Annotated in this window: 15 protein-coding genes, 1 tRNA gene and 2 pseudogenes; 11 read left to right on the forward strand and 7 right to left on the reverse strand. The window is 59.3% G+C overall.

Going from position 1 to position 14,975, the window contains the following annotated elements; genetic code table 11:
* Positions 1 to 48 precede the first annotated feature (48 nt).
* A complete protein-coding gene (locus HDC32_RS30200) occupies positions 49 to 798 on the forward strand; it encodes a carbon-nitrogen hydrolase family protein (protein ID WP_184746494.1) in 750 nt (249 codons plus the stop codon).
* Positions 799 to 1,230, forward strand: a complete 432-nt coding sequence (locus HDC32_RS30205; protein WP_131698888.1) for a GNAT family N-acetyltransferase — start codon at positions 799 to 801, stop codon at positions 1,228 to 1,230. It begins immediately after the preceding gene.
* A 35-nt stretch (positions 1,231 to 1,265) separates the two neighbouring features.
* On the opposite strand, the gene HDC32_RS30210 is transcribed toward HDC32_RS30205, so the two are convergent.
* Entirely contained in the window at positions 1,266 to 1,502 is a 237-nt protein-coding gene (locus HDC32_RS30210) for a DNA-binding protein (RefSeq protein ID WP_131698887.1), read from the reverse strand.
* Between the two features lie 82 nt (positions 1,503 to 1,584).
* On the opposite strand from HDC32_RS30210, the gene HDC32_RS30215 reads away from it, so the two are divergent.
* From HDC32_RS30215 to HDC32_RS30240, 6 genes and pseudogenes are all read left to right on the forward strand, one after another.
* Positions 1,585 to 1,950: a helix-turn-helix domain-containing protein gene (locus tag HDC32_RS30215; protein WP_131698886.1), complete on the forward strand. Its 366-nt coding sequence runs from the start codon at positions 1,585 to 1,587 to the stop codon at positions 1,948 to 1,950.
* Positions 1,951 to 2,100: 150 nt separating this feature from the next.
* Positions 2,101 to 2,742 (forward strand): UvrY/SirA/GacA family response regulator transcription factor, encoded by a 642-nt coding sequence (gene uvrY / locus HDC32_RS30220; protein ID WP_010566015.1) that lies wholly within the window; start codon positions 2,101 to 2,103, stop codon positions 2,740 to 2,742.
* 1 nt (position 2,743) lies between these two features.
* Positions 2,744 to 4,567 (forward strand): excinuclease ABC subunit UvrC, encoded by a 1,824-nt coding sequence (gene uvrC / locus HDC32_RS30225; RefSeq protein WP_184746496.1) that lies wholly within the window; start codon positions 2,744 to 2,746, stop codon positions 4,565 to 4,567.
* Between the two features lie 32 nt (positions 4,568 to 4,599).
* Complete coding sequence (gene pgsA, locus HDC32_RS30230) at positions 4,600 to 5,160, forward strand: CDP-diacylglycerol--glycerol-3-phosphate 3-phosphatidyltransferase (protein WP_027603207.1); 561 nt, start codon at positions 4,600 to 4,602, stop codon at positions 5,158 to 5,160.
* Between the two features lie 60 nt (positions 5,161 to 5,220).
* Positions 5,221 to 5,296, forward strand: a tRNA-Gly gene (locus tag HDC32_RS30235).
* Between the two features lie 235 nt (positions 5,297 to 5,531).
* A pseudogene (locus HDC32_RS30240) lies at positions 5,532 to 6,768 on the forward strand (tyrosine-type recombinase/integrase); the annotation flags it as partial.
* 161 nt (positions 6,769 to 6,929) lie between these two features.
* Here the strand turns inward: HDC32_RS30240 and HDC32_RS30245 are convergent.
* A pseudogene (locus tag HDC32_RS30245) lies at positions 6,930 to 7,544 on the reverse strand (alpha/beta hydrolase family protein); the annotation flags it as partial.
* A 15-nt stretch (positions 7,545 to 7,559) separates the two neighbouring features.
* Complete coding sequence (locus tag HDC32_RS30250) at positions 7,560 to 8,069, reverse strand: Lrp/AsnC family transcriptional regulator (RefSeq protein ID WP_131698884.1); 510 nt, start codon at positions 8,067 to 8,069, stop codon at positions 7,560 to 7,562.
* Between the two features lie 198 nt (positions 8,070 to 8,267).
* On the opposite strand from HDC32_RS30250, the gene HDC32_RS30255 reads away from it, so the two are divergent.
* From HDC32_RS30255 to HDC32_RS30265, 3 genes are all read left to right on the forward strand, one after another.
* On the forward strand, positions 8,268 to 9,284 hold the full coding sequence (locus HDC32_RS30255) for a 1-aminocyclopropane-1-carboxylate deaminase (RefSeq protein WP_145337121.1): 1,017 nt from the start codon (positions 8,268 to 8,270) through the stop codon (positions 9,282 to 9,284).
* A 127-nt stretch (positions 9,285 to 9,411) separates the two neighbouring features.
* A complete protein-coding gene (locus HDC32_RS30260) occupies positions 9,412 to 9,876 on the forward strand; it encodes a transketolase (RefSeq protein ID WP_131698882.1) in 465 nt (154 codons plus the stop codon).
* A 47-nt stretch (positions 9,877 to 9,923) separates the two neighbouring features.
* A complete protein-coding gene (locus tag HDC32_RS30265) occupies positions 9,924 to 10,346 on the forward strand; it encodes a hypothetical protein (RefSeq protein WP_131698881.1) in 423 nt (140 codons plus the stop codon).
* A gap of 46 nt (positions 10,347 to 10,392) precedes the next feature.
* On the opposite strand, the gene HDC32_RS30270 is transcribed toward HDC32_RS30265, so the two are convergent.
* Genes HDC32_RS30270 through HDC32_RS30285 form a run of 4 tightly spaced genes read right to left on the reverse strand, consistent with a single transcriptional unit; the run spans position 10,393 to position 14,967 of the window.
* Positions 10,393 to 11,547 (reverse strand): M20 family metallopeptidase, encoded by a 1,155-nt coding sequence (locus tag HDC32_RS30270; protein WP_184746498.1) that lies wholly within the window; start codon positions 11,545 to 11,547, stop codon positions 10,393 to 10,395.
* On the reverse strand, positions 11,544 to 12,968 hold the full coding sequence (locus HDC32_RS30275) for a M20 family metallopeptidase (protein WP_184746500.1): 1,425 nt from the start codon (positions 12,966 to 12,968) through the stop codon (positions 11,544 to 11,546). Before HDC32_RS30275 ends, HDC32_RS30270 begins: the two co-directional genes overlap by 4 nt.
* A complete protein-coding gene (locus HDC32_RS30280; RefSeq protein ID WP_184746502.1) occupies positions 12,965 to 13,954 on the reverse strand; it encodes an ABC transporter ATP-binding protein in 990 nt (329 codons plus the stop codon). Before HDC32_RS30280 ends, HDC32_RS30275 begins: the two co-directional genes overlap by 4 nt.
* Positions 13,951 to 14,967 (reverse strand): ABC transporter ATP-binding protein, encoded by a 1,017-nt coding sequence (locus HDC32_RS30285; protein ID WP_145337125.1) that lies wholly within the window; start codon positions 14,965 to 14,967, stop codon positions 13,951 to 13,953. The genes HDC32_RS30280 and HDC32_RS30285 overlap by 4 nt, the downstream gene beginning before the upstream one ends.
* Between the last annotated feature and the right edge of the window lie 8 nt (positions 14,968 to 14,975).

Here is a 14,975-nt window from a genome sequence, read left to right on the forward strand (position 1 = left end):
GTGCCGATATGCTGTTTGCACTTTGATACTGATTGCTTGGACGCGACCATGACTGCCCTCACCCTTGCTGCTGCTCAATCCATTTCCATCGCGGGCGATGTCCCAGCCAATATTGAACGGCACCTCGCATTTATGCGCACGGCGGCGGAACAGGGTGTGCAATTACTGGTGTTCCCCGAGTTGTCGTTGACAGGGTATGAGCCGTCGCTGGCCGCTGAATTGGCGATTGCGCCAGAGGACAAGGTGCTGGCGCCCCTGCGCGAGATGGCGCGTGAGCTGCAACTGACGGCGGTGGTGGGAATGCCGATCCGACTGACGCCCGAGGCGGGTGTGCTGATCGGTGCGTTGGTGCTGGGAGCGGAGGGTTCCCTGGCGGTCTACACCAAGCAGCATCTGCATGCCGGCGAAGAGGCTGTGTTCGTTGCAGGGCAGGGCGGTGCGGCCCTTGAGTGGGGGGATGAGCGGGTTGCGCTGGCGGTGTGCGCAGACTTTTCCCATGCCAGTCATCCTCGTGCCGCGGCGCGAGCGGGCGCCACGGTGTATGCCGCCGGCGTGTTGATCAGTGAGGGCGGCTACGCCACAGACAGTGCGCTGCTCCAAGGTTATGCCGCTGAACATGGCCTGCTGGTGTTGATGGCCAACCATGGTGGTCCTTCGGGTGGCTGGGCCTGCGCCGGTCGCAGTGCGATCTGGGCCGCCGATGGCAGTTTGCTTGCCGCGGTACCTGGCGTGGGCGATGCGTTGCTGATTGCTCGCCGCGATGGCGGGCGTTGGGCTAGCCAAGTGATGGCTCTGTAAATGGCGTTTCACCTGCGCGCGGCAACGGACCAGGACCTTCCATTTGCCCGGAAGCTGACCCACGAGGCCATGGCTCGCTACTATGTGGAGTATGGGTTGTGGTGGTCTAACGAAGGTTTCGATACGGCCTGGGCCGGCCGGGAAAACTGGCTGATTTGCCGGGACGACAGTGTCTTCGGCTTTATCAGTCTGAGCCGCGACAGTCGGGCCCTCTATATTCGCGAGTTACATATGCTGGAGGCGTATCGCGGATCAGGCGCGGGTAGCTGGGTGTTGGAGCAGATGGCGCTCAAGGCGCAGGTGCTGGGACTGTTGCGTTTGACCGTATTCAAGACTAACCCGGCCAGAAGCCTCTATCAGCGCATGGGGTTCAGTATCGTTGGTGAAGACGACTGCTTCTGGCGTATGGAGCGTGTTTGTCGCTCAAGCTAAAACGTGCACCTATTCCTTAGAAGCGCATACTGGTCTCAGTCGATTTCATGATCGTTGTTCAGGCCTGCAGTCTCAGCAAGGATGATCCCTTCTTTCATGCCCAAAAGGACCGCTACCTTATGGGCCTCCCCACGCCGTCCCTTTTTGCGCCCAGCGAGCACTTGATAGGTGGTTGCCGGATCAACGCCATGTTCACGGGCGAACGCTTGAACTGACTTTCCCTGATGTTCCAGCCAGGCCTTGGCTTGTGCAGCGGTACGGATTCCGGGCATAGTTCAAAACCGTTCAAGTTTGTTTAATAAAGAGATGAGCGTGTCACCTCTCGGGGTGTGCCAAATAGGATCATACATCCAAATGAGTGGAATCGGTTCGCGTTTAAGGCAAGAAAGAGAGCGGCTTGGCTTGTCGCAAAAAGTGTTTGGTGAGATCGGGGGTGTTGAAGCCAACGCACAAGGTAAATACGAAAGTGGAGGGCGTGCACCTAAGGCCGATTACTTGTCTCGTGTCGCCGAAAGAGGTGTGGATGTGTTGTACGTATTGACTGGCGCAGCCACGCCCATTCAATGGGAGAATTTGAGTCAGATCGAAGAGAAAGTTCTCGGGGACTATCGCGCAATGTTCAAGGAGGACCAGGCTGCAATCCGTCGCCTGACCTCAACGTTGGCTGAACACTCGATTGCGATGAATGGAAAAGCCAAGCCACAGCCCCAGGATTCCTGACGCCTTGCCCAGCAATTGAGCCATCCGCCGCTCGGCGGATGGCTATCGCTCAATCAATCTCTCTCTATATGACGCGTGCTATTAGGTCTGCGCCTTGGTTTTTTGCTAAGGTGTTCAGCAACCTATAAGACCATTTCGCGAGGTGTCTGCTTGATTAGGGTGCTAGTAGTCGATGACCATGATCTCGTTCGTACAGGTATTACACGAATGCTGGCTGACATCGATGGCCTGCAAGTAGTCGGTCAGGCCGAGTCAGGTGAGGAATCCCTGATCAAGGCCCGGGAGTTGAAACCCGATGTGGTGTTGATGGACGTCAAGATGCCTGGGATCGGCGGTCTTGGCGCTACTACCAAATTGCTACGCAGCCATCCGGACATCAAGGTCGTGGTGGTGACCGTGTGCGAGGAAGATCCGTTTCCGACACGCTTGCTGCAGGCCGGCGCTGCGGGATACCTCACCAAAGGTGCGGGCTTGGCGGAAATGGTCCAGGCCATTCGCCTGGTGTTTGCCGGCCAGCGCTATATCAGCCCGCAGATCGCCCAGCAATTGGCTATCAAGTCCTTCCAACCCACCAGCGACTCACCGTTTGATGCGCTGTCGGAGCGGGAAATCCAGATTGCCTTGATGATTGTCGGTTGCCAGAAGGTGCAGGCGATCTCCGACAAGCTGTGCCTGTCGCCCAAGACCGTCAACACCTACCGTTATCGCATTTTCGAGAAGCTCGCCATCAGCAGTGATGTCGAATTGACCTTGCTCGCGGTGCGCCACGGCATGGTGGACGCCAGCGCCTGACATGACCACACCTTTTGATCCGAGTGCCTTCCTTTCAACCTGCAGTGGCCGCCCTGGCGTGTACCGCATGTTCGACAGCGAGGCGCGCCTGCTTTACGTCGGTAAAGCCAAAAACCTCAAGAGTCGTCTGGCGAGTTACTTTCGCAAGACCGGTCTCGCGCCGAAAACCGCCGCCCTGGTGGCGCGTATCGCCCAGGTCGAAACCACCATCACCGCCAACGAAACCGAAGCGCTGCTGCTTGAGCAGACGCTGATCAAGGAATGGCGGCCGCCCTACAACATTCTGCTGCGTGACGATAAATCCTATCCCTATGTGTTTTTATCCGACGGTAACTTCCCACGCCTGAGCATTCACCGTGGGGCGAAGAAGGCGAAGGGCAAGTACTTTGGGCCTTATCCCAGCGCCGGGGCCATTCGTGAAAGCCTGAGCCTGCTGCAAAAAACCTTTTTTGTGCGCCAGTGCGAAGACAGTTTCTATAAGAACCGTACCCGGCCCTGCCTCCAGTACCAGATCAAGCGCTGCAAGGCGCCCTGTGTGGGGTTGGTTGAGCCGGCGGAGTACGCCGAGGATGTGCGCCATTCGGTGATGTTTCTCGAGGGACGCAGCAATGCGCTCACCGATGAGCTTTCCACAGCCATGGAGCAGGCGGCCAGTACCCTGGATTTTGAACGGGCCGCCGAGCTGCGCGACCAGATTTCGCTGCTGCGCCGTGTTCAGGACCAGCAAAGCATGGAAGGCGGCACCGGCGACGTCGATGTGATCGCGGCCTTCGTCAACCCGGGCGGTGCCTGTGTGCACCTGATCAGCGTGCGCGGCGGGCGGGTGCTGGGCAGCAAGAACTTCTTTCCGCAGACCGGTATTGACGAGGAGGTCGCCGAAGTCATGGCTGCTTTCCTGGGCCAGTATTACGTGAGCAGCCCCGAGCGCGACCTGCCGTCGGAGTTGATCGTCAATGTGGTCCACGAAGACTTCCCCGCGTTGATCGAAGCGATCCACGAACTGCGCGGCCGCGAGCTGGACATCAGCCACCGTGTACGCGGGACCCGCGCGCGCTGGCAGCAACTGGCGGTGACCAACGCCGAGCAAGCCCTGAGCGCGCGCCTGGCTAACCGGCAGCACGTCGCCGCCCGCTTTGACGCCCTGGCTGAAGTCCTTAACCTGGAAGAGCCGCCCCAGCGCCTGGAGTGCTACGACATCAGCCACTCCAGTGGCGAGGCCACGGTGGCGTCCTGCGTGGTGTTCGGACCGGAAGGGCCGATCAAGTCCGATTACCGGCGCTACAACATCGAAAGCGTCACCGCTGGCGATGACTACGCCGCCATGCACCAGGCCCTCACGCGCCGCTTCAGTAAGTTGAAGGACGGGGAGGGCAAGTTGCCGGATATCCTCCTGGTCGACGGCGGCAAGGGCCAGTTGTCGATGGCCCGTGATGTGCTCAACGAGCTGGCGGTGCCGGACCTGATCCTGCTGGGCGTGGCCAAGGGCGCGACGCGCAAGGCGGGTTTCGAGACGTTGTACTTGAATGATGCCGCCCATGAGTTCACTTTGAAGGGCGACTCACCCGCGTTGCATTTGATTCAACAGATTCGCGACGAAGCCCACCGTTTCGCCATTACCGGCCACCGCGCCCGTCGTGGCAAAACCCGGCGAACCTCAACCCTGGAAGGGGTGGCAGGGGTAGGGCCGACGCGGCGTCGCGACTTGCTTAAACATTTTGGTGGCTTGCAGGAGCTGTCCCGTGCCAGCATTGACGAGATAGCCAAAGCACCCGGTATCAGTAAAAAGCTCGCTGAGCTGATTTATGCGAATCTGCATAGCGAATAGAATGCCTTTCCACCTCGTAGCCAGTTGTGCCGATGAATATCCCTAATCTGATTACCGTTCTACGTGTCCTGCTCATCCCGATTTTCATTTTGTTGTTCTATTTACCGTACGAATGGAGTTATCTGGCCTCCAGTTCAGTGTTTGCCTTTGCGGCCGCCACCGACTGGCTCGACGGTTACCTGGCGCGCCGCCTGGAGCAGAGCACGCCCTTCGGCGCGTTCCTCGACCCTGTGGCTGACAAGCTGATGGTGGCCGTCGCCCTGGTCCTGCTGGTGCAGGAGCACGGGAACCTGTGGCTGACCCTGCCGGCCGCCGTGATCATCGGCCGCGAGATCGTCGTGTCGGCCCTGCGCGAATGGATGGCCGAAATCGGCGCCCGTGCCCACGTGGCCGTGTCCAACATGGGCAAATGGAAAACCGCCGCGCAAATGCTGGCGCTGGTCATCCTGCTGGCCAACCCATCGGATTTCTCGTTCTGGGTACTGACTGGCTATGCCTTGCTGCTGATCGCAGCGGGCCTGACCCTGTGGTCGATGCTCCAATATCTGCGCGCCGCCTGGCCGCATCTGCGCACTACCGTTGAAAAGAAATAAAACTTTTTTGAATCAAGGGGTTGACGGGTGCTGAGGATTCTATAGAATGCGCATCACCAAGCGGGAATAGCTCAGTTGGTAGAGCACGACCTTGCCAAGGTCGGGGTCGCGAGTTCGAGTCTCGTTTCCCGCTCCAAATATTGCGCTGCAGAGTTCCATTGAATTCTGTAAGTGATTGAAATAAGGACCTTCGGGTCCTTTTTTCGTTCCTGCGGGAACCACTGCAATCCAGCTCCATCCAGTGCTTTTAAGTCCCGATTTAAGTCCCAAATGAGGATCTTGGGTTTGGATGTGCACTGAATCGGTTTTTTGCTGGAGAAGCTTGGATAGCGAGACGAGCATCCGGTCCTGACTCTGTTCAGCAGCCTGCTATGGCACTCTCGGATACGACCGTTCGGCAAGCCCGAATCACCGGCAATGACTACACGATAGGCGACACGGATGGGCTTGCGCTCAACGTGACGGCCCGCGGTGGGAAAATCTGGCGTTTCGATATTACTGGGCGGGCGTGCAGAAGCGCATGTCTCTCGGTAGTTATCCGCAAATCAGCCTTAAAGAAGCCCGTGCCCGACGTGATGAGGCTCGCGCCTTGGTCGCCCAAGGTATCAATCCCTATGAGCACCGTAAACAGCAGCGTCGTGCTGTTCGTTTTGCGGCAGAGCACACCTTTGAGGCCGTGTTCAATCAGTGGGTAGAGTTCCGCAGGCTGAGCCTGAAGGAAGGGCGCCAGAGCACGCTCTCGCAGATCTTGCGAATCTTCAACAAAGACGTCTTGCCCGTACTGGGTGGACGGTCCATCTACGATATCAGTCGCCACGATCTGCTGGATTTACTGAGCAGGATCGAACAGCGCAAGGCCTTAACGACAGCCGAAAAATGCCGGACCTGGTTCAACCAGTTGTTCTGCTATGCGCTGGTGAATATTGAGGGGCTGGAACACAACCCCGCTTCAGGCCTCGACGTTGTCGCACTCCCCAAACCGCCTGTTACGCACAACCCATTTCTTCGTATGGACAAGCTTCCGGGATTGATGGTTGCTCTTCGAATTACGGCGGTGCCAACCAAACACGGCTTGGCCTTCGGTTGTTGTTGCTGACCAGTGTCCGCACGGGTGAGTTACGGTTGGCGACACCCGACCAGTTCGATCTGGAGAAGCGCTTGTGGGTCATACCGGCGGAAGTGGTAAAGCAGCTCCAGTTAGCGATGCGGAAGCCAGGTAAGCAGATTCAAAATGTACCGCCCTACATTGTCCCGCTGTCGGTTCAGGCGCTGGAGATTGTGCGTCACTTGCTGGACCAGGTTGTTCCCGCGCAGCGCTACTTGTTTGCGCATCGAAGCGACCTGAGCAAGCGTATCAGTGAGAACACGCTGAATGGTGCGTTACGCCGGATGGGGTACGCCGATCAACTCACGGTCCATGGGACGCGGGCGACGATCTCGACGGCGCTGAACGAGATCGGATATCCAAAGATATGGGTGGATGCACAGCTTTCTCATGCTGATCCGGATGAGGTAAGTGCGGCTTACAACCATGCGGAATATGTCGAGCAGCGCCGGACGATGATGCAGGACTGGGCGAATCGTCTGGATCTTTGGGGGCAGGGTCAGCCAGGGAAATATTATCTGGAAAAGGTTCACTTGCCATGTTGCCGGTCGAGTTGAGGTTTAAGCCCAGCGATCGGAGCTCACAAGATCCCACTAATGGAGAAGCAACCTCGCGAGTCGCGCCGGGCCAATACCAGCCGAGAGTCTAACAAGTTAAGCATCTGTCATTCCGTTCGACCGCCGAGTACTTCAGCCACCCAATCGGCGATATATTGTCCGGCATTGATACTGTTGTCGAAGCTCGAATGCTGCACGCCCCCCTCACGTTCGGTGAAAATTTTCAGCTCGCGTTTTGGACTGTTGACCAACTGTTCGTAGGTGCGGTGGGCCCACTTCAATGGAATCTGCGAATCCTTTTCACCGTGGGTGACCAGGAAGGGGACATTGATGCGGTCCAGGATGCCGTCCAGATGAACGTTCTCGGCGATGGTCATGAACTCGTCCGTGTCCTTGGCCCCCCAGACCCAAGACACATGCGACCAGTAATGCGGCACCGGGAAGCTGCCTTCCTTTTCCAGGCGACGTTTCTGTACATCACGCCAGTCATGGTTGGCGCCCCACACCACGCCGCAAGCGAAGCGCGGCTCGAAGGCTACCGCGCGCGGGCAGTAGTATCCGCCGAGCGACACACCTTCCAGGCCAATGCGTTTGGCGTCGACATCGTCGCGGGTTTCCAGCCAATCCACCACGCGGCTGGCCCAATGTTCGCTGTCGAAGCGCGCGGTCAGGTTGTGTAGGCGCAATGCTTCGCCGGTGCCGGGTTGGTCGATGATTAATGCTCGACTAGCGACGCTTCAAAGGGGAATGTGGGTGGTCGACAAGACCTGACGCAACCCCATGAACGATCGAATCTGGCGAACCCCAGGCAGGTAAAGCAACTGCTCCGCGTGGAGCCGGTTGAAACTGTTGCTGTCCTTGGTTCGTATCAACATGAAGTAGTCGAACTCCCCCGTCACCACATGGCACTCCATGCAGCCGGACACTTTTTGTGCGGCTGCCTCGAATGCGGCGAAGGATTCCGGTGTGGAGCGGTCCAGCACCACGCCGATCAACACCACCATCCCCGCATCCAGCGCCACAGTGTCCAGCAGTGCAACGATGCCTTTGATCAGGCCAACTTGCTTGAGCCGCTCGACGCGCCTGAGACACGCCGGTGCACTCAATTTCACCTTCTCTGCCAGCGCCACATTGGAGATGGAGGCATCTCGCTGCAGGGCCTTGAGAATGGCGCGGTCGGTTCGATCCAGCGGCTGCGGCATCGGGGTTGATACGCTTGGCTTCCTGCGAGTATTTATTGCGTTCATAACTGTTTATTCGCAATTAAAGTATGTTCGATATTTATAGCGAGAAATTATAGTTCTTTAAGTGCTAGAAGTTTGCAACACATCTTTTTTGAAATCTTCTTAATATTGAACTCATCGAAGCCCGTGTGAAAGAACCTGGAAGGCAACCTTTGCCTTTCGGTCTGGCGCTTTGATGTCCAGTAATCAAGGAGCAGCGTCATGAACCTGAATCGTTTTAAACGTTATCCGTTGACCTTCGGTCCTTCTCCCATCACGCCCTTGAAGCGCCTCAGTGAACACCTGGGTGGCAAGGTCGAGTTGTATGCCAAACGTGAGGACTGCAACAGTGGCCTGGCCTTCGGCGGGAACAAAACGCGCAAGCTGGAATATTTGATTCCCGAAGCCATCGAGCAGGGCTGCGATACCTTGGTTTCCATCGGCGGTATCCAGTCGAACCAGACCCGACAGGTGGCCGCCGTTGCCGCTCACCTGGGCATGAAGTGCGTGCTGGTGCAGGAAAACTGGGTGAACTACTCCGATGCGGTGTATGACCGCGTTGGCAATATCGAAATGTCTCGCATCATGGGCGCCGAGGTACGACTGGACGCCGCCGGGTTCGATATCGGCATTCGGCCCAGCTGGGAGAAGGCCATGGACGATGTGGTGGAGCGGGGCGGCAAGCCGTTTCCGATACCGGCGGGTTGTTCCGAACACCCCTACGGCGGCCTTGGGTTCGTCGGCTTTGCCGAGGAAGTGCGAGAGCAGGAAAAACAACTGGGGTTCACGTTCGACTACATCGTGGTCTGCTCTGTGACCGGCAGTACCCAGGCCGGCATGGTCGTCGGTTTCGCCGCGGACGGCCGTTCGAAGAACGTTATCGGCATTGATGCCTCGGCCAAGCCGGAGCAAACCAAGGCACAGATCCTGCGTATCGCCCGGCACACCGCAGAGTTGGTGGAACTGGGCCGTGAAATCACCGAAGACGACGTCGTGCTCGATACACGTTTTGCCTACCCGGAATACGGCTTGCCCAACGAAGGCACGCTGGAAGCCATTCGTTTGTGCGGGAGCCTGGAAGGTGTGCTGACCGATCCGGTGTACGAGGGAAAATCCATGCACGGGATGATTGAAATGGTCCGCCGTGGTGAGTTCCCCGAAGGCTCGAAAGTGCTGTATGCGCACTTGGGTGGGGCGCCTGCGCTGAATGCCTACAGCTTCCTGTTTCGCAACGGCTGATTAACGCCAATAACGAGGGAGCTCACGAAGCGATGGGTGAGTCGGCATCAATATTGAATGTCACGATCCCATCGTCGAATCGCCACCCGGAGCACGTTGCTCCTATCCAACCGCCGGGAGTACCGCCATGCATGCGATAACGCAATCCGCAGTCTGGATCAAGGAGCCTTCGGCGGATGCCGGAGTGGTGATCGTTACCAGCGCCGCGTTGCCCCCGTACATGATCGACAAGCTGCATGTGGCGATAGATGAGTGGGACCAGGTGGCTTATTTAGCCGTCAAACAATCCGAGGCGTTGAGGCTCGACTGGTTGCGGGCAGGGTCCAGCCCGGAGCCGTCTGCCGGGGGCTACGCGTGCCATGCCAGCCAACTGCTGCGCGGCGTCTCCCACGGCAGCTTTTTACTGGATGTCGAAACTGGCACGGATGCCGGCATGACCTGGCTGGGATCCGTCTTTGGTCATCCGTTGCGCGTGGTCGAACTTGGAACAATAGCTTCCTCCACTGCGCACATGGATCAACAGGTGGAGGCGGTGTTAGCGGCGACCCGAAGCCTGGCGAAAAGCGTGTTGCAGGCACGCGGCGTCATTTAACTGATGTCCTGGTCAATTTGCCTGTTGAAACAATAAAGGCATCGCTTATGAGCCAAACTGCCGATTGTCGTCCCAACGCAATGAAGTGGATGCGCGAGCCGTCAAGTTGCACACGCATCGTGGTCATCGTGTGCGGACTTGATAGCGTTCATATTGACTTGATTCATCAAGGGTTCAGCTGTTTTGACAATGTTGCGCTGCTCCATGTCGATACGGTGGACACCGTGCCTGGCAAGCGGGTTGATGTGCAAGTGGTCAAGAGTGACTGTTCTTTTGTAGTGCTCGGTGAACTTGATGAACATTTATTGCATGGCCTTTCCATGGGCAAACGATGCATCTACTCCATAGCGCCAGACGGGACGGCCGAATGTTCGGTCATTGCAGCAGTAGAACAGGTCAAAAACTTTGCCCGAGTGAGCCATTCGCGCCACCTTGAAGCGATACCCGACAGCGGCAGGAGCTGCCTGTGAGCCTGTCGGATCCCCTGACCTCGGCGACGCGTAGAAACCCATGACCTCAAACGCTGTCGCCGACCGCCAGAATGGTCGCCACCAGGGCCAGGGCGCGAGGCACCAGGGTGTCCAGTTCCAGGTATTCACGCTCAGTGTGGACCTTGCCGCCCACCGGACCGAGCCCGCACAGGGTTGGAACGCCCAAGCTGGCGGTGAAGCCGGAGTCGGCGCAACCACCGGTGAATTCGCCTTCGACGCTGAAGCCCAGCGCCAGTGCTTTTTGTTGGTAGAGGTGCAGCAGTCGTTCGCTGTGGCGTGCTTCCATCGGTAGAAAGGTCGTCGCTTCCTTGAGGACGGCGCGGGTGCCGATCACTTCTTCTTCGGCGACGATGGCCTGGATTGCGCTGAAGATCCGATCCCAGTGCTTGAGTTCGATGAAGCGCACGTCCAGCCGCGCGCAGGCGCTGGGCGCGACGGTATTGCTCGACGTACCGCCGGATATCAGCCCAACGTTAGTGGTGATGCCTGCCGGGTAATCGGTCAAGGCATGCAGCTTGACGATCTTGCGGGCCAGGGCCTCGATGGCGCTGGCCCCGTCGGCATGGTTGACCCCGGCATGCGCCGCGCGGCCGCTGACTTCGATGATCAGCGTAGCGCCGCCTTTGCGTGCGCTGACCACGTTGCCGCTGGCCCGGCCGGGTTCGGTATTGAGCACGGCGCGGGCGGCACGGGCGGCGTTTTCGATATGGGGCCTGGCGCTGCCGGAGCCGATTTCTTCGTCGCCGGTGTACAGGACCTGCACCGGATAGGGCAACCGGCCGGCGCGCTTGAGGGCCATGAGGGCGAAGCAATTGAGCACCAGGCCGCCTTTCATGTCGGCGACACCAGGGCCATAGGCGAGGTTGGCGTCGCGGCTGTAGCCGCGAGTCGTGGTGGTGCCTTTGGGGAACACCGTGTCGCGATGGCCCAGCAACAGCACCGGTTTTCCAGAATCGCCTGGCACTTCGGCGAGCAGCACGTCACCAAAACCCTCGACCGGCATGCGCTTGAGCAGGATGCCGTCGGCTTGCAGTTCAGCCGCGAGCAGCGCGCCCACAGCGTCGACGCCCGCCTTGTCATAGCTGTTGGAGTCGGTGTCGACGATACGCTGCAGCAGCGCCTCCATGGCTTCGCGCTGGTCAGCAAGCCAGTCCAGGGCCTGTTGTGGCGTGGCGCTCATTGCGCCTGCTCCCGTAACTGATGTTCCCGCGTCAGGCGTGCCGCGTCGTTGCCCAGGTCCCAGAACAGCCCGGCCATGATTTGCAGGCTTTCCTTGACCACCGGTGCCAGCAAGTGCTCGTTCGGCGCATGTTGCGAGCACGCCGGGTACGAGTGCGGCACCCACAATGTTGGCAAACCGAGCACGTCCGCGAACACGTCGTTGGGCAGCGAGCCACCGAGGTTTGGCAGCAGCGCAGGTTTTTTGCCGGTGGTCTGTGCCAGGGAGCTGAGCGCCCAATCGACCCAAGGGCTCTGCGGATCCAGCCGAGTGGCATGCATCACATCAATGCGGCTTTGCTTGACCTCAACATTGTTGAAGCCATGCGCATCCAGGTGGGTACGTACCGCCGGGATAAAGGTCGTGTAGTCGCTGTCGACCACGAAGCGGATATGGCAGTGGGCGTTAGCCTTGCCGGGAATCGCATGCACCGGGGCGTCTGGGTTGCCGGTCTTGAAGGCGATGACGTCGAGGGTGTTCCAGCCGAACACCTTTTCGCTCAGCGAAAGCGTCGGGTTACCCCAGTTGGCGTCGATGTCCGGATCGCCCGGTCCGCCACCAACGGCAATATCGGCCAGTGCCTGTCGAACCGGCTCCGGCAGTGTCTCGGGCATCAGGCCTGCAACTTTCACCCGACCGTGTTCATCGACCATGCTCGCGATGGCATTGGCCAGGATGATGCCTGGATTGGCCAGCAACCCGCCCCAGTTACCGGAGTGATGAGCGCCTTCACGCAAATTGACCACCAGCTCGAAGTTGAACACCCCGCGTGAGCCGAGAAAAATCGTCGGGCGTGATGCCGCCAGGCGCGGGCCGTCCGAGGCGATGAAAATATCCGCTGCAAGCTCTTTGCTGTGCGCGGCACAGAATGCATTCAAGCCCGGCGAGCCTTCTTCTTCGCCCATTTCCAGCAGCAGCTTGACGTTGAAACCCAGCTTGCCATCGCGCGCCTTGAGCGTTTGTTCCAGGGCGGTCAGGTTGATCAGGTGCTGGCCTTTGTTATCCGCCGTGCCGCGGCCGTACCAGCGATCGCCTTCGGCAATGACTTGCCACGGCGACAGTCCTTCGCGCCATTGCGCCTCATAGCCGCGCACCACATCACCGTGGCCGTAGCTGAGCACGGTCGGCAGGTCCGGGTGTTCAATGCGCGTGGCGATCATGAAGGGGCCGCGTTCTGCCACCGGGTTGTCATGGATCTTGACGCTGAAACCCATCGCCTCGACATGCGGGGTGATGAACTCATTGAGGTAGCGATACAGCTCGGGCTGGCTGTCCGCTGCCTGGCTTTCGGTGTGCAAGGCGACGCTGCGTTGGAGCAGATTGAAGAATTCGCCGTTGTCGAATTGCGCTGTGGTGTTGCTGATAGCCAGTGAACGACTCATGAGTGGACAAGCTCCAGTGTTTGGGCAGAAGTGTCGTGAAGGTGGCAACGCACGTTGCCGCCGATAAGCGGACCGTTGGCCGGGTAGGCCGTTTTGCAGGGAGCGAAGCAGCTCGGGCAGCGCGGATGGAAGGCGCAACCGGACGGCGGTGACATAGGGTTGGGGAAGGTGCCATGCAGACCGATGTCGGGAATGCCCAGGCGCGGATCGGGCGTGAGCACCGAATCCAGCAAGGCGCGGGTATAAGGGTGGCCGGGTTGAGCGAACAACGATTCGCGCGTGCGTTCTTCGACGATGCGCCCCAGGTACATCACGGCGACCCGGTCGGCGAGGTGTTCGATGACCGCCAGGTTATGGCTGATCAGCAGATAGGTCAGGCCGAATTCGCGCTTGAGGTCCTGCAGCAGATTGAGGATCTGCGCCTGCACCGACACATCCAGCGCTGAGGTGGGCTCGTCACAGATCAACACGTCAGGGCGCATGATCAGCGCTCGAGCAATCGCGACCCGCTGGCGTTGCCCGCCGGACAGCTGGTTCGGGTAGCTGTCGATCACCCGCTTGGGCAGGCCGACCACATCAAGCATCGCCTCGGTCTTCCTGCGGCGCTCGGCGGTGCTGCCGATGCCATGCACGATCAGCGGCAGGGTAACGATTTCGCGCAGGGTCTTGCGTGGATTCAGCGAGGAATACGGGTCCTGGAAAATCGGCTGAATACGCCGGGACATTTCCTTGCGATCAGTCGCCGCGAGGTGTTTGCCATTGACCAGCACATCGCCGCTGGTGGGCGGCAATAGACCGAGCAGCATCTTGGCCAGGGTACTTTTGCCGCAACCGGACTCGCCCACCAGACCGAGGGTCTCGCCACGCATCAGGCGCAGGGAAACACCATCCACGGCCTTCAGGGTGGCGGCGGGTTTGAAAAAGCCCGTGTTGATCCGAAACTCGCGGCGGATGTCACACAGCTCCAAAGCGATGTCTTTTTTCATGACCTTGCACGCTCCTGAAGGCGAATCGGTGCCGGGGCCGGGGCGGCGAGCAGGCAGCGCGCCATGTGCCCGTCCTGTTCGACTTCGGGGATGTTTTGCGCGCAGGCCGGCATCGCCTGGCCGCAACGATTGCGGAATGCACACCCTTGCTGTTCGCCGACCAGACTCGGCACCAGGCCTGGAATCGAACCCAGCGCCTCACCCGGTTTGGTCCGGCCAGGGATTGGAATACTCGCCAGCAGACCCCGGGTGTACGGATGCTGCGGGTTCTCGAACAGTTGCAGGGCAGGGGCGGTTTCGACGATTTCCCCGGCATACATCACGGCGACCCGGTCGGCGATCCGTGCCACCAGTCCAAGGTCGTGGGTGATGAAAATCACCGCCAGGCCGAGTTCTTTCTGAATGTCGCGGATCAAGCGCAGGATCTGCGCTTGAATGGTCACGTCCAGCGCCGTGGTGGGCTCATCAGCGATGATCAGGTCCGGTTCGCACATCAACGCCATGGCGATGATCACCCGCTGGCGCAGCCCGCCGGAAAGCTGATGCGGATACTGACGCAAGCGCTCGGTGGCATTGCTGATCCCGACCTTCTCCAGCATCTGCGCGGCGCGCGCCAGGGCCTCCTTGCGTGAGACCTTGCGATGCTGAGTCAGTACTTCGCTGAGTTGATCGCCAATGCTGTAGGCCGGGTTCAGCGAGGTCATCGGCTCCTGGAAGATCATCGCCAGGCGGTTGCCGCGCAGGTCGCACATGCGCCGCTCGCTCTGGCCGAGCATGTCGATGCCGTCCAGCGTCAGCCGGGACGCGGTGCGTTTGGCCTTGCGTGGCAACAGGTCCATCAACGCCAACGAAGTCAGGGATTTGCCGCAGCCGGACTCCCCGACGATGCACAGCATTTCACCGCGCTCGACTTCAAAATTCAGACCGCGTACGGCATGCAGCATGTCATCCGGCGTCGGGCTGTTGCCCATGGGGATGTCCACGCGCAGGTTTTCCACATGGAGTAGTGCCATGTTCGGTG

The sequence above is a fragment of the Pseudomonas sp. JAI120 genome (assembly GCF_014207255.1).
GTDB lineage: Bacteria > Pseudomonadota > Gammaproteobacteria > Pseudomonadales > Pseudomonadaceae > Aquipseudomonas.